The sequence below is a fragment of the Streptococcus sp. F0441 genome, assembly GCF_000314775.2.
In the GTDB taxonomy this organism is placed as follows: Bacteria; Bacillota; Bacilli; order Lactobacillales; family Streptococcaceae; genus Streptococcus.
In genome coordinates, this window is sequence record NZ_KB373321.1 from 966,998 (window position 1) to 982,163 (window position 15,166).

Annotated in this window: 13 protein-coding genes; 11 read left to right on the forward strand and 2 right to left on the reverse strand. The window is 41.6% G+C overall.

Annotated features, from left to right (window positions below):
• Positions 1-130 precede the first annotated feature (130 nt).
• The 9 genes from dnaG (at position 131) to HMPREF9188_RS04695 (ending at position 7,766) form a co-directional block, all read left to right on the forward strand.
• Entirely contained in the window at positions 131-1,891 is a 1,761-nt protein-coding gene (dnaG, locus tag HMPREF9188_RS04655; protein WP_009730066.1) for a DNA primase, read from the forward strand.
• 2 nt (positions 1,892-1,893) lie between these two features.
• The gene (gene rpoD, locus HMPREF9188_RS04660) at positions 1,894-3,003 is read left to right on the forward strand and encodes an RNA polymerase sigma factor RpoD (RefSeq protein WP_000201892.1); all 1,110 of its coding nucleotides are present in this window, start codon (positions 1,894-1,896) and stop codon (positions 3,001-3,003) included.
• Between the two features lie 14 nt (positions 3,004-3,017).
• Positions 3,018-3,347: a metal-sulfur cluster assembly factor gene (locus HMPREF9188_RS04665; RefSeq protein WP_000331934.1), complete on the forward strand. Its 330-nt coding sequence runs from the start codon at positions 3,018-3,020 to the stop codon at positions 3,345-3,347.
• Between the two features lie 112 nt (positions 3,348-3,459).
• Positions 3,460-4,503, forward strand: coding sequence for a glycosyltransferase family 4 protein (locus HMPREF9188_RS04670; protein ID WP_009730067.1), 1,044 nt, complete (start codon positions 3,460-3,462; stop codon positions 4,501-4,503).
• A gap of 8 nt (positions 4,504-4,511) precedes the next feature.
• A complete protein-coding gene (locus HMPREF9188_RS04675; protein WP_009730068.1) occupies positions 4,512-5,837 on the forward strand; it encodes a glycosyltransferase family 4 protein in 1,326 nt (441 codons plus the stop codon).
• A gap of 20 nt (positions 5,838-5,857) precedes the next feature.
• Positions 5,858-6,046: a PspC domain-containing protein gene (locus tag HMPREF9188_RS04680; protein ID WP_000735791.1), complete on the forward strand. Its 189-nt coding sequence runs from the start codon at positions 5,858-5,860 to the stop codon at positions 6,044-6,046.
• A 30-nt stretch (positions 6,047-6,076) separates the two neighbouring features.
• Positions 6,077-6,211, forward strand: a complete 135-nt coding sequence (locus tag HMPREF9188_RS04685) for a DUF4044 domain-containing protein (RefSeq protein ID WP_000863851.1) — start codon at positions 6,077-6,079, stop codon at positions 6,209-6,211.
• Between the two features lie 70 nt (positions 6,212-6,281).
• Positions 6,282-7,592 carry a GTPase ObgE gene (obgE, locus tag HMPREF9188_RS04690; protein WP_009730069.1) on the forward strand — a complete coding sequence of 437 codons (1,311 nt, stop codon included), beginning with the start codon at positions 6,282-6,284 and terminating at the stop codon, positions 7,590-7,592.
• Positions 7,593-7,601: 9 nt separating this feature from the next.
• Positions 7,602-7,766 carry a hypothetical protein gene (locus HMPREF9188_RS04695; RefSeq protein ID WP_000502578.1) on the forward strand — a complete coding sequence of 55 codons (165 nt, stop codon included), beginning with the start codon at positions 7,602-7,604 and terminating at the stop codon, positions 7,764-7,766.
• A gap of 35 nt (positions 7,767-7,801) precedes the next feature.
• Here the strand turns inward: HMPREF9188_RS04695 and HMPREF9188_RS04700 are convergent, their stop codons facing one another.
• On the reverse strand, positions 7,802-8,272 hold the full coding sequence (locus tag HMPREF9188_RS04700) for an arginine repressor (RefSeq protein ID WP_001043015.1): 471 nt from the start codon (positions 8,270-8,272) through the stop codon (positions 7,802-7,804).
• Positions 8,273-8,290: 18 nt separating this feature from the next.
• Positions 8,291-10,564, reverse strand: a complete 2,274-nt coding sequence (locus HMPREF9188_RS04705; protein WP_009730070.1) for a Xaa-Pro dipeptidyl-peptidase — start codon at positions 10,562-10,564, stop codon at positions 8,291-8,293.
• 386 nt (positions 10,565-10,950) lie between these two features.
• Here HMPREF9188_RS04705 and HMPREF9188_RS04710 point away from each other — a divergent pair, with 386 nt between their 5' ends.
• Positions 10,951-14,052: a DNA polymerase III subunit alpha gene (locus tag HMPREF9188_RS04710; protein WP_009730071.1), complete on the forward strand. Its 3,102-nt coding sequence runs from the start codon at positions 10,951-10,953 to the stop codon at positions 14,050-14,052.
• 81 nt (positions 14,053-14,133) lie between these two features.
• A complete protein-coding gene (gene pfkA, locus HMPREF9188_RS04715) occupies positions 14,134-15,141 on the forward strand; it encodes a 6-phosphofructokinase (protein WP_000820879.1) in 1,008 nt (335 codons plus the stop codon).
• The last annotated feature ends 25 nt before the right edge of the window (positions 15,142-15,166 follow it).

The following is a 15,166-nucleotide window of genomic DNA, read 5'->3' on the forward strand; positions in this document are numbered from 1 at the left end:
TTCCCGATAACATGATAACAGTGAGTTTTTATGAAATATAAGTAGGGAAAGCGTATGAAATGGTTTACTTTTTTTCAGAAATAAGCTATACTAGTTAACGTAAAACTATGATAACATGGAGGTATTGTGTATGGTTGACAAGCAAGTTATTGAAGAAATCAAAAACAATACCAACATTGTGGAAGTCATAGGCGACGTGATTTCTTTACAAAAGGCTGGACGGAACTATTTAGGGCTCTGTCCTTTTCATGGTGAGAAGACCCCCTCTTTCAACGTTGTGGAAGACAAGCAGTTTTATCATTGCTTCGGCTGTGGTCGTTCAGGAGATGTTTTTAAGTTCATCGAAGAATACCAAGGTGTGTCCTTTATGGAAGCCGTTCAGCTCTTAGGGGAGCGCGTCGGTATTCAACTAGCCATGCCTGTCCAGTCTCGTCCTCAACAAGCTTCTCCCCATCAAGCTTTATATGATATGCATGAAGAAGCTGCCCGTTTTTACCATGCAATCCTCATGACGACCAAGATGGGAGAAGAAGCAAGGACTTATCTCTACAAACGCGGATTGACAGACGATGTTCTGAAGCACTTCCAGATTGGACTGGCTCCAGCAGAGAGAACCTATCTCTACCAACGTTTATCTGACAAGTTTGAGGAAAAGGATTTATTGGATTCGGGCTTGTTTTATCTGTCAGATGGTAATCAGTTTTATGATACTTTTTTTGGACGGATCATCTTTCCTTTGACCAATGACAAGGGGCAGGTTATTGCATTTTCAGGTCGTATCTGGCAAGAAACGGATAGTCAGACTGCCAAATATAAAAATAGTCGCTCGACTGCAATTTTTAATAAGAGTTATGAATTGTATCATTTGGACAGGGCTAAAAAGGGAACAGGTAAGGCTACAGAGCTCTACCTGATGGAAGGCTTCATGGATGTTATCGCAGCCTACCGTGCTGGCATAGAAAATGCTGTGGCTTCCATGGGAACAGCCCTGAGCAAGGAACATGTTGATCACCTCAAACGCTTCACCAAAAAGATAGTTCTTAGTTATGATGGTGATAAGGCAGGACAGGCAGCAACAGCCAAGGCATTAGAGGAGTTAAAAGACTTTTCAGTGGAGGTTGTTCGAGTACCTGATGCCATGGACCCAGATGAGTATTTACAAAAGAATTCTGCTGAAGACCTAGCTTACCTCTTAACAAAGACTCGTATCAGTCCCATAGAGTTCTATATTCACCAGCTCAAGCCTGAAAATAGTGATAACTTACAGGCGCAAATAGAGTTCATTGAAAAGATTGCTCCCCTAATTGCCAGAGAAAAATCTATCACCGCCCAGAATTCCTATATCCACATTCTGGCGGATAACCTACCTTCCTTTGATTACCAACAGGTGGAGCAGATAGTAAATGAAAGTCGCATTGTTCAGAGGCAGGAAAGAGTCAAAGAGGAGCAACCTCCAGCAGCGATTAGTTTACCTGTAACGCGGCAACTGACAGCAGTCATGAGAGCAGAGGCTCATCTCCTCTATAGGATGGCTGAGAATCCAGTTGTTCTAAATGACTACCGATTAAGAGAAGATTTTTTCTTTGATACCCCAGAATTTCAAATTCTTTACGAATTATTAAGTGCAGAGGGAGAAATCGGATCAGAGGAACTGTCTCATCAGACTCCTGAGGTTGAAAATGCCTGGTACCATGTGCTTAGCTTGGATTTGCCAGCTGAGATGTTGCCTCAAGAGCTAGCGGAAGTCGAAGCGACTCGAAACCGTGCCCTCCTCAGCAAGGACAACTTAAGAATTAAAAAGAAAGTGCAGGAAGCTAGTCATGTAGGAGATACAGACACAGCCTTGGAAGAATTGCAACGATTGATTTCCCAAAAGAGAAGAATGGAGTAATAATGGCAACAAAACAAAAAGAAGTAACCACATTTGATGTGCAAGTAGCAGACTTTATCCGTAACCACAAAAAAACAGGAACAGCAACAGATGACGAAATCAATTCAAGTCTGGTTATTCCTTTCACCCTCGATGCAGACGGCATTGAAGACCTTTTGCAACGGATTCAGGATGCTGGAATTTCTATCACAGATAATGAAGGAAATCCAAGTGCGCGTGTGCTTAGTGCAGAAGAAGAACCAGAACTCAGTGATGAGGACTTGATTGGCTCAACTTCTGCCAAGGTTAATGACCCAGTCCGTATGTATTTGAAGGAAATCGGGGTCGTTCCTCTCTTGACCAACGAAGAGGAAAAAGAATTGGCCCTAGCAGTTGAGGCTGGTGATATCGAAGCCAAACAACGTCTTGCAGAAGCCAACCTTCGTTTGGTGGTTTCTATTGCTAAGCGCTACGTAGGGCGTGGCATGCAGTTTCTTGACTTGATCCAAGAAGGCAACATGGGTTTGATGAAGGCCGTTGACAAGTTTGACTATTCAAAAGGATTCAAGTTTTCAACTTACGCAACTTGGTGGATTCGTCAGGCGATTACCCGTGCCATCGCTGACCAGGCCCGTACTATTCGTATCCCTGTCCACATGGTAGAAACCATTAACAAGCTTGTCCGTGAACAACGTAATCTCCTTCAAGAATTGGGGCAAGATCCAACTCCTGAACAAATCGCTGAGCGTATGGATATGACACCTGACAAGGTCCGTGAAATCCTAAAAATCGCTCAAGAACCAGTATCACTTGAAACACCGATTGGTGAAGAAGACGATAGCCATCTTGGGGACTTTATCGAAGACGAAGTGATTGAAAATCCAGTAGACTACACAACTCGTATCGTTTTGCGTGAGCAGTTGGATGAAGTCTTGGATACTCTCACAGACCGTGAAGAAAACGTCTTGCGCTTACGTTTCGGACTAGATGATGGGAAAATGCGTACTCTTGAAGATGTTGGTAAAGTCTTTAACGTAACTCGTGAACGTATCCGTCAGATTGAGGCCAAGGCTTTGAGAAAATTGCGCCAACCAAGTCGCAGCAAGCCCCTTCGTGATTTTATTGAAGATTAAGAGTGAGGAATAATATGGCTTATACAGAAGAACAAATTGAAACGATTAAAACTCGTATTTTGACTGCCTTGGAGGAGGTCATTGACCCTGAGTTGGGGATTGATATTGTCAACCTAGGTTTGATTTACGAGATTCGTTTTGATGGTGAAACAGGTCACACGGAAATTGATATGACCTTGACAACTATGGGTTGCCCACTGGCTGACCTCTTAACAGACCAGATACACGATGCGATGACAGAGGTGCCTGAGGTAACCAATATCGAAGTCAAATTGGTCTGGTATCCAGCCTGGACGGTTGAAAAAATGAGTCGCTATGCGCGTATCGCCCTAGGAATTAAGTAATCGATTGGAAAATTACGAGAGACGATTGGAAAAGAGAGGGGCTCCTCCATTTTCCTCTGGTCTCTTCTTTCTTTTACTGATTTTCTTGAAATAAAATGGTATAATGAGTAATATGGAAAACAAAAAATTGCGTATTAATATGCTAAGTTCAAGTGAAAAAGTGGCTGGTCAAGGAGTATCAGGAGCTTATAGAGAATTGGTTAGTCTCCTTCACCGTGATGCCAAAGATCAGTTAATTGTTACGGAGAATCTTCCTGTAGAGGCAGACGTAACCCACTTTCACACCATTGATTTCCCTTATTATTTATCCACATTTCAAAAGAAACGCTCTGGGAGAAAAGTTGGCTATGTGCATTTCTTGCCTGAGACACTCGAGGGGAGTTTGAAAATTCCATTTTTCCTAAAAGGAATTGTCAAACGCTATGTTTTTTCCTTTTACAATCGGATGGAACACTTGGTGGTGGTCAATCCCATGTTTATCGAGGATCTAGTTGCTGCGGGTATTCCACGAGAAAAAATAACTTATATTCCCAATTTTGTAAACAAAGAAAAATGGCATCCATTACCAGCTGAACAAGTTGCACAACTTCGTGAAGAAATGGATCTCGCAAAAGATCAGTTTGTCGTGGTTGGTGCGGGCCAGGTTCAGAAACGAAAAGGGATAGATGATTTTATCCGTCTTGCTGAAGAATTGCCAGAAATTGCCTTTATCTGGGCTGGTGGTTTTTCATTTGGTGGAATAACAGATGGTTATGAACGCTATAAGAAGATTATGGACAATCCACCTAAAAATCTAATTTTCCCAGGTATTGTGTCACCGGAGAGGATGCGGGAACTGTATGCTTTAGCTGATTTGTTCTTACTACCTAGCTATAATGAACTATTCCCTATGACTATCTTAGAGGCCGCTAGTTGCGAGGCTCCTATTATGTTAAGAGATTTGGATCTGTATAAGGTTATTCTTGATGGGAATTATCGTGCTACAAGTGATGTTTCCGAGATGAGAGAAGCAATCCTAGAATACAAGAATGACCCTGAAGCCTTAAAGGACTTGAAAGAAAAAGCTCGTGAGATCTCCAAAGAGTACTCTGAGGAGCATTTGTTGGAAATCTGGTTAAAATTTTATCGAGAACAGGCTGCTTTGGGCAAAAAGTGAGGTAATTTATGCGAATTGGTTTATTTACAGATACCTATTTCCCTCAGGTTTCCGGGGTCGCGACTAGTATTCGGACTTTGAAAACTGAGCTTGAAAAGCAGGGGCATGCAGTTTTTATCTTTACAACAACTGATAAAGACGTGAACCGATACGAAGATTGGCAAATTATTCGAATTCCAAGTGTCCCTTTCTTTGCATTTAAAGATCGACGATTTGCCTATCGAGGTTTTACAAAGGCACTTGAAATCGCCAAGCAGTATCAGCTAGATATCATTCATACCCAGACAGAATTTTCACTTGGATTATTAGGGATTTGGATCGCACGAGAATTGAGAATTCCTGTTATCCATACCTACCATACCCAGTACGAAGACTATGTGCATTATATTGCTAAGGGGATGTTGATTCGTCCAAGTATGGTAAAATATCTGGTACGTGGTTTCCTTCGTGATGTAGACGGAGTAATCTGTCCTAGCGAGATTGTTCGGGACCTTTTATCTAAATACAAAGTGAAGGTTGAAAAACGTGTCATTCCAACCGGAATTGAGCTAGCTAAGTTTGAACGACCTGAGATTAAAGAGGAAAACTTGCAAGAACTTCGTTCGAAGTTAGGTATTCAGGAAGACGAGAAAATGCTACTGAGCCTTTCTCGTATCTCCTTTGAGAAGAATATCCAAGCAGTCCTAGATGCTTTTGCTGAAGTATTGAAAGAAGAAGATAAAGTGAAGCTGGTCGTTGCTGGAGACGGTCCTTATCTGGACAGTCTGAAAGAGCAAGCAGTGAAATTAAACCTGCAAAAACATGTGATTTTTACAGGGATGATTGCTCCAAGTGAGACAGCCTTATACTATAAGGCTGCAGATTTCTTCATCTCTGCCTCAACGAGTGAAACCCAAGGATTAACTTATCTAGAGAGTTTAGCCAGTGGAACGCCCGTCATTGCTCATGGCAATCCTTATCTTGATAACCTGATCAGTGACAAAATGTTTGGAACCCTCTACTATGGAGAACAGGAGTTAGCAGGGGCCATCCTTGAAGCCTTAATCGCTACTCCGGATATGTCTGAACAAAAGTTGGCGGATAAGTTGTACGAGATTTCGGCTGAAAACTTTGGAAAAAGAGTACATGAGTTTTACCTTGATGCCATTATCTCAAATAACTTTGAACATGAATTACATGATGGGAAACCTGCCAGTCAGCGCTTTTTGAAAACGATTTTATATCTACCCCAACAGGCTGTTACAAGCCCAGTAAAAGAGTCTAAGCGTATTTTGCGGGCTTCTCGGAAGCAATTATCCAGCATCAGAGATTATTGGAAAGATGAATTCAAATAATAGAATAAGAGGAAAATACTATGAAAAAATTAATGCGAAGTGGAAAAAACCAAATAATTGGTGGAGTCTGTGCAGGAGTTGCCCATTATTTTGATATTGACCCAACAATTGTTCGTGTTGTTTGGGGTGTTCTTGCATTTTGTTATGGAGCAGGAATCCTTGCTTACATCATTTTATGGGTGGTTGCACCGGTTTCGACAGACTATTAAATTAGAATTATAAAGTGAAAAGGAGAAGTTATGGCTTTTGGAGATAATGGAAAACGTAAAAAAACATTGTTTGAGAAAGTGACGCTTGTTGTCGTGCTCATCATGTTGTTTGTAACCCTTGCTGGTATCTTTGCGACAGCGCTTGGAGCATTTAGCAGATTCTAAGCAAGCTGCGAGGATAGAAACAATAACTAATGACTGGGTTTTCCCCAGCCTTTTTAAAGTGAGAAGAAATATGAGTATGTTTTTAGATACAGCCAAGATCAAGGTCAAGGCTGGTAATGGTGGCGATGGCATGGTTGCCTTTCGCCGTGAAAAATATGTCCCGAATGGTGGTCCTTGGGGCGGTGATGGTGGACGTGGTGGTAACGTTGTTTTCGTGGTAGACGAAGGCCTGCGTACCTTGATGGATTTCCGCTATAACCGTCATTTCAAGGCTGATTCTGGCGAAAAGGGGATGACCAAAGGAATGCACGGACGTGGTGCAGAAGATCTTCGTGTTCGCGTGCCACAGGGAACTACTGTACGTGACGCAGAAACAGGTAAAGTCATTACAGACTTGATTGCACATGGTCAAGAATTTATCGTGGCTCATGGCGGTCGAGGTGGTCGTGGGAATATCCGTTTTGCAACACCAAAAAATCCTGCGCCTGAAATCTCTGAGAATGGAGAGCCAGGTCAAGAACGTGAGTTGCAACTGGAATTGAAAATCTTAGCAGATGTTGGTCTAGTCGGTTTCCCATCTGTCGGCAAGTCAACTTTGCTCAGTGTCATTACTTCAGCTAAACCCAAAATCGGTGCTTACCACTTTACGACGATTGTCCCTAATTTGGGTATGGTTCGTACACAGTCAGGTGAATCTTTTGCAGTAGCTGACCTTCCAGGTTTGATTGAAGGGGCTAGTCAAGGTGTTGGTCTTGGAACCCAGTTTCTCCGTCATATCGAACGTACACGAGTTATCCTCCATGTCATCGATATGTCAGCTAGCGAAGGACGTGATCCTTACGAGGATTACCTTGCTATCAATAAAGAATTGGAATCCTACAACCTTCGTCTCATGGAACGTCCGCAGATCATCGTAGCCAATAAGATGGATATGCCTGAAAGTCAGGAAAATCTTAAAACTTTCAAGGAAAAGTTAGCAGCAAACTACGACGAGTTTGAGGAACTTCCAGCCATCTTCCCTATTTCTGGATTGACCAAGCAAGGTTTGTCAACTCTTTTGGATGCGACAGCTGAATTGTTAGACAAGACTCCAGAATTTCCAATCTATGATGAGTCTGATATGGAAGAAGAGGCGTACTACGGTTTTCACGAGGAAGAAAAAGCCTTTGAGATTAGTCGTGATGATGATGCGACATGGGTACTTTCTGGTGAAAAACTCATGAAACTCTTTAACATGACCAACTTTGACCGTGACGAATCAGTCATGAAGTTTGCCCGTCAGCTTCGTGGTATGGGGGTTGATGAAGCCCTTCGTGCGCGTGGAGCCAAAGATGGTGATTTGGTTCGCATCGGTAAATTTGAGTTTGAATTTGTAGACTAGGAGATTGATATGGGAGATAAACCGATATCATTCCGAGATGCAGATGGAAATTTTGTTTCTGCAGCAGATGTATGGAATGAAAAGAAACTAGAAGAATTGTTTAATCGTCTCAACCCTAAACGTGCCCTTCGATTAGCACGTACAAAGAAAGAAGAAACACAGTCCAAGAAATAAAAAATTCCCGTGATTTTTTGATCACGGGATTTGTGTTATTCACCAAAGAAAAATGGTGGTGCATATTTTTTAAGACTTTCAAAACAAGCTTGCGCTTTTGTAGCATCCTCACAGATAATCATGCAGACATCATCTCCACAAAGCGTTGCAATGACATCTGGAAAGTCCAAGGAATCAATTACAGATCCAAATGATTGAGCTAAACCGGGTAAGGTTTTCAAAATAACTTGGTGTTGGACAGGACGCAACATAACAAGAGCATCTTCCATATAATTTTCAAGACGTTTTTCCCACTTGGAGATAGAGCCTGTATTTAACACGTAGTAAGAATGATCTTCTTCTCGTACTTTTGAAAGGTTCATGGTTTTGATATCGCGTGATAAGGTAGCCTGTGTAACTTGGATATCGTTTTCGGCTAACAAGGCTTGCAATTCCGCTTGGGTATGGATTTTATTTTTTGAAACGAGGGCACGAATAAGTTGGTGTCTGTGTTCAGATTTGTTCATAAGTGTTAATAGCTCCTTTTATGAGGGAATAGTGATAGTAGATTGTGCTAAATCAACAGTCAAGTGATAGTCTGTATTATCTCGAATTGTAATCTCAAAGTCTGTTGTGTAGAGCACTAAGCGGAGAATGTCTCCTTCCTTAAGTTTGTAAATAGTTGGTTGAAGCTCTAGCTTGAAGTCCATCCATTCATTTGGTTGGATTTCTTCGATTGTCAAGAGATCATCTCGGTTTTGAAGATTGAGGTAGCCTTTAGTGATGACACGTTGAGCACTTGGATTGAATGGCAGTTCACAGAGATTTTCTAACATGTGGTAACGACCATTATCAATTGTTCGGACTGATTGAACCGCTGGATAGGGTTGAAGGTACTTCTGTTGTCCTAGTTGGAGGACTTGAGCAGACAATAAGCCCTTGTTTGTACTTGATTTGACACGAAGTTTCAGCTCCACTCGACCATTTAAGTGAATGTCTTGACTTACTGGGAGGTCAATGGTGATCTGATTAGCTTTTCCTTGGTAAAGTTCAGTGTTGAAGGTCTGGTAAGTCTTTCCATAACGTTCAAAATCTTTTTGATCATACTGGTTTTGAATCACCTTTTCTTCAGTTCCAAGTGGGAAAGTATGCAGTTTATTCTGTTTGCCAAAGTCGTCAAGGCTCTGCCATGTTTGCGGTGCAGTATTGTCCTGCCAGATGATAGTAGGGAGTTGATAGCTTGAGTCAAGTCCTAACAATTTCTTACTTAACAAGGCATTCATGGATTCGCGGAAGTCAATGGACTGCCAGTTGTTCACATAGACATGGGCACCATGATGGAAAAAGAGGTGCTTATTGATATGAGTTGGAAGAGCATGAAACATCTGGTAAACATGAAGAGGTTTGACGTTCCAATCTTGAGAACCATGTGTAAAGACGACCTCAGCTTGAACCTTATGAGCATTGAGCAGATAGTTGCGGTCATGCCAAAACTGATTGTAGTCACCAGTCTTGCGATCTAATTGTTCTTTTACCTTCTCTAAGTCTGCCTGATGAGCTCCATTACCACGAATATAATCACCAGCTAGGAGATTACGGGAGTAGGTCAATTCAGCAAGTGAGTCAAAATCCTCACCTGGATAACCACCTGGGCTAGTCACCAGACCATTTTCCCGATAGTAGTTGTACCATGAGGAAATACCTGCTTCTGCGATGATTACTTCTAAGCCATCAACACCAGTGGTCGCAAGTCCATTGGACATGGTCCCTAGATAGGAAATTCCTGTTGTTGCGACTTTACCGTTTGACCAATCAGCCTTGACTTGACGTTTGCGCGTGTGGTCCGTGAAAGCCCGGCAACGACCATTAAGCCAGTCAATCACGTTTTTATATGCTTCAATTTGATGGTAGTCCCCATTAGTCATGAGACCTTGGGAATCTCTGGTACCAACACCCGATACATAGAGATTGGCAAATCCTCGTGGGAGGAAGTAGTCGTTGAGGGTGTATGAGCTATTGATATGAGCTAACTTTTCTTCAGCTTCAGAGACGAGTTCAGCTTGGCCGAGAGGCTCGACTAAATTCAGCTTAGGCTCCTCAAGCTCAATGGTGTGGGCAGGTTTGACCTCAAGTTCTCCTTCCATTTTGTAGAGAGCTTTATCGCTAGCTTTGACGTTGGTCCCTTGGTGATAAGGGCTGGCAGTCATAACTGAAGGAATCTGTCCATCATAACGCGGGCGAATAATGCTGACCTTGACTAAGTCAGGGAGACTGTCTTTATCAGTATCCACACGACTCTCTACATACACAACTTCACGAATGACATCATGAGTAGAGAAGGTTACCAAGCTCTTACCGTTAAAGTAGTGATAGTGATTGTCTTCTAAAATGAGTCCGTCACTAACCAGTTGGTCGATGAGCGTATTTCCTTTTTTTGTTCGTGTATTGAGTAACTGATAAAGATTTTCGATGAGATCTCCATAAACAATAGGAAATCCAGTTTCTTTACGGAATTGTTCGGCGTCCTCAAAGTCAACAAGATAGTTAAACCCTAAAAGTTGAAAAACTACCGTGTAGAAAACATCAGCAGTTAAATTACGCTCTGATTGGAAAAAAGTTAATAGATCTGTTTCGTTATCCGCGGCCAAAGTGGATAAGGCATAATCCGTGTTAGAATAAGTGAAAAAACTCCAACGGATGAAGTCTTCAAATTGCTTTTTTAAGGGCAGTTGAGGTGACAATTCCAGACCAAGACTTACTAGTTCATCTAATTGTTGAGAACTAGTGGTCGGAAGATAGCTAAATTGATTAAAACGCATGGTTCTCTCCTTTGAAAACAGACTGAATTTATTATATCAAAAAATAAGGAAAAATGGAATAAATAAACTTTAATGCAAGAAATTTCGTGAAGCGGAATACCTATTTAGTAAGTTATTATAAAATAGTGAATAAATACTATAATAAAAAGCCTTTTCTTAGAATTTTTTATATGTGAAATTGCATATAGAGTCCGGCTTTATTATACTTTACTTAGTATAAAAATGTCTAAAATGACATTCAAATCCATCTTATAATATTAAAAATTAAAGGGAAGAAAGACGGAGAGGTTGTAAATGCTGATGTTGAAAAGAAAGCATCCGAGTTGCTTCAATATCCAACTTAAAATGGTATAATAGTAGTAAAACGAAAGCAAGGAGGAGAAGAAATGATTGCGCAGCTCGACACCAAGACTGTTTACAGTTTTATGGAAAGTGTGGTTTCGATTGAAAAATATGTACAAATGGCTAAAGAATACGGCTATTCTCACCTTGCTATCATGGATGTGGATAATCTCTATGGAGCCTATCATTTTCTAGAAGCAACTCGTAAGCATGGAATTCAACCTTTAATTGGTTTAGAAATGACCTTGGTAAAAGATGAGGAGAATCTCTCTCTACGTTTTCTAGCCCTATCCACTAAAGGTTATCAAGAGTTGATGAAGTTATCCACTTTAAAAATGACTGGACGGAAAAATTGGTCTGACTTCACCTCCCACCTCGAAGATGTTGCCATTATTGTTCCCTATTTTAATGGGGTCGAACAGTTGGATTTGGGGGTTGATTATTTTATCGGTGTTAGTCCAGATACTCCTCAAGAAGTCTTTACTAGACCCATTCTTCCACTCTATCAAGTCAACTCTTTTGAAAAAGAAGACCTACAGGTTTTACAAATCTTGTCAGCAGTCAAGGATAATGTCAGCCTGAGAGAAGTGGATCTGCATTCACAACAAGGAATCTTTCTACCTGCCTCAGACTTGGGAGCACGTTTTATGAATCGCTTCCCTCAGGCGCTTGCCAATCTCCAGGATTTGATAGAGAATGTAAACTATCAAATTGACCCAAGTTTAAAACTTCCTCGCTTTAATCCTGAAAGACCAGCAGTAGAAGAACTTCGAGAGAGGGCTGAACAAGGCTTGAGTGACAAGGGGCTAACCTCAGCTCTCTATCGTGAGCGGCTGAATGAGGAATTAGCTGTGATTCATGATATGGGCTTTGACGATTATTTTCTTGTAGTTTGGGATTTGCTCCGTTTTGGACGTTCCCAAGGCTACTATATGGGAATGGGGCGTGGTTCTGCGGTTGGTAGTCTAGTAGCTTACTCACTGGATATTACAGGAATTAACCCGGTTGAAAAGAACCTGATTTTCGAGCGCTTTTTAAATCGTGAGCGTTACACCATGCCTGATATCGATATCGACATCCCTGACCTCTATAGACCAGAGTTCATTCGCTATGTTCGTGATCGGTATGGTAGTCAACACGTGGCACAGATTGTCACTTATTCGACCTTTGGAGCAAAACAGGCAATTCGTGATGTTTTTAAACGCTATGGCGTTCCAGAGTACGAATTAACAAATATTACGAAAAAAATCAGTTTCCGAGATACGCTAACGACAGCCTATGAAAAGAATTTGCAGTTTAGGCAGATTATCAATAGCAAGATTGAATACCAAAAAGCTTTTGAGATTGCTCGAAAGATTGAAGGTTATCCTCGTCAGACCTCTATCCATGCGGCAGGAGTTGTTATGAGTGACCAAGATCTGACAGACTATATCCCGCTCAAATACGGTGAGGATATGCTGATCACCCAATATGATGCACATGCAGTTGAAGCTAATGGCCTTTTAAAAATGGATTTTCTAGGTCTGCGTAACTTGACCTTTGTCCAAAAAATGCAGGAATTACTGGCTGAGTCAGAAGGTGTTCATCTGAGAATCGAAGAGATTGATTTGGAAGATAAGGAAACGCTGGCCCTCTTTGCTGCTGGAAATACCAAAGGGATTTTCCAATTTGAACAACCTGGCGCCATTCGACTCTTGAAACGAGTTCAGCCACAAGTCTTTGAAGAGGTAGTAGCCACAACCTCGCTCAACAGACCAGGAGCTAGTGATTATATTGATAACTTTGTCGCTCGGAAGCACGGTAAAGAAAAGGTGACGGTGCTGGATCCTGTCTTGGAGGACATTCTGTCATCAACCTACGGTATCATGCTCTATCAAGAGCAGGTCATGCAGGTTGCTCAACGCTTTGGAGGTTTCAGTCTTGGTAAAGCTGACATTCTCAGACGAGCCATGGGTAAGAAAAATGCTAAAGAGATGCATTTGATGAAGGAAGATTTTATCACGGGAGCTATGAAATTGGGGCATTCAGAAGAAAAAGCTAACCAAGTCTTTGCAGTGATGGAAAAGTTTGCGGGCTATGGATTTAACAGATCCCACGCTTATGCCTACTCAGCGCTGGCTTTCCAGCTTGCTTATTTCAAGACACACTATCCTGCTATTTTCTTCCAAGTCATGTTGAATTATTCCAGTAGCGATTACATTGTGGATGCATTGCAGATGGGCTTTGAAGTAGCCCCGTTAGCAATCAATAGCATTCCCTACCACGATAAAATTGCTCAGAAGAAAATATATCTTGGTCTAAAAGCCATTAAGGGCATCCCAAGAGATTTTTCTTACTGGATCATCGAAAATCGTCCTTTCTCAAGCATTGAAGATTTTGTCACACGTCTTCCCAAGAATTACAAGAAACTGTCGCTTTTGACTCCTTTGGTTGAACTAGGGCTCTTTGATGAATTTGACAAGAATCGCCAGAAAATCTTAGTGAACCTTCCCAACCTATTTGTTTTTGTTGAGGAGTTGGGTGGTCTCTTTGCAGATGCAAGCTATAGCTGGACTGAGGCGGATGATTTTACAGAGGCAGAAAAATTTTACAAGGAGCAGGAACTGATCGGGGTAGGTATCAGTGCCCATCCTCTCCAAACTTTTGCCAAACAATCCCTATATCCGACGACTCCAATCACTAATCTAACCGAGGGAGCTCAAGCTACTCTCCTAGTTGAAGTGCAAAAACTAAAAGTGATTCGAACCAAGAAAGGCGAGAGTATGGCCTTTCTACAGGTTCATGACAGTAAGTCTCGGATGGATGTGACTGTATTTTCAGATCAATATAGAAAATTCGCCCCCATCCTCTCCGAAGGGAAATTTTACTATATCAATGGGAAGGTTCAATCTCGAGATGGCCGTTTGCAAATGATTGCACAAGATTTGAAAGAAGCAGTAGCGGAACGATTCTGGATTCAAGTTAAAAATCATGAATACGATAAAGAGATTTCAAATATCCTAGAACAATACAAAGGCCCAATTCCTGTGATTATCAGGTATGAAGAGGAGCAAAAAACAGTTGTTTCTACACGGCATTTTGTAAAAAAAGAGCTTGCCTTACAGGAGAAATTAAAGGAAATCACCATGAAAACGATTTATCGCTAAAAATACGAAAAATAGAAGAATTTTCGATTTAAATGTGGTATAATCAGTAAGAATGTTAAAAGGAAAAGGAGCAAAAACCAAATGAAACGTATTGCTGTTTTGACCAGTGGTGGAGACGCCCCTGGTATGAATGCTGCCATCCGTGCAGTAGTTCGCCAAGCAATCTCAGAAGGAATGGAAGTTTTTGGTATCTATGATGGGTATGCAGGTATGGTTGCCGGCGAAATTTATCCACTTGATGCTGCTTCAGTAGGAGACATCATTTCCCGTGGTGGTACTTTCCTTCACTCTGCTCGTTACCCTGAGTTTGCACAACTTGAAGGCCAACTTAAAGGGATTGAGCAGTTGAAAAAACACGGTATCGAAGGTGTCGTTGTTATCGGTGGTGACGGTTCTTATCACGGAGCTATGCGCTTGACTGAGCATGGATTCCCTGCTATCGGACTTCCAGGTACAATTGATAACGATATCGTAGGTACTGACTTCACAATCGGATTTGATACTGCAGTTACTACTGCAATGGATGCAATCGATAAGATTCGTGATACATCATCAAGTCACCGTCGTACTTTCGTTGTTGAAGTAATGGGACGTAATGCTGGCGATATCGCACTTTGGGCAGGTATTGCAACTGGTGCTGATGAAATCATTATCCCTGAAGAAGGCTTCAAGATGGAAGATATCGTAGCTAGTATCAAAGCTGGTTATGAATGTGGTAAAAAACACAACATCATCGTTTTGGCCGAGGGGGTTATGTCTGCCGATGAATTTGGTAAGAAACTCAAGGAAGCAGGAGATACTAGTGACCTTCGTGTGACTGAGCTTGGACATATCCAACGTGGTGGTTCACCAACCGCTCGTGACCGTGTATTAGCGTCACGTATGGGAGCACACGCTGTTAAACTTCTCAAACAAGGAATCGGTGGTGTCGCTGTTGGTATCCGTAACGAAAAAATGGTTGAAAACCCAATTCTTGGAACAGCAGAAGAAGGAGCCTTGTTCAGCCTAACAGCTGATGGCAAAATCGTTGTTAACAACCCTCACAAAGCTGACCTTGAACTTGCTAGCTTGAATAAGAGCTTGTCATAATCAACTTTAACTAATCTGGTAAAAT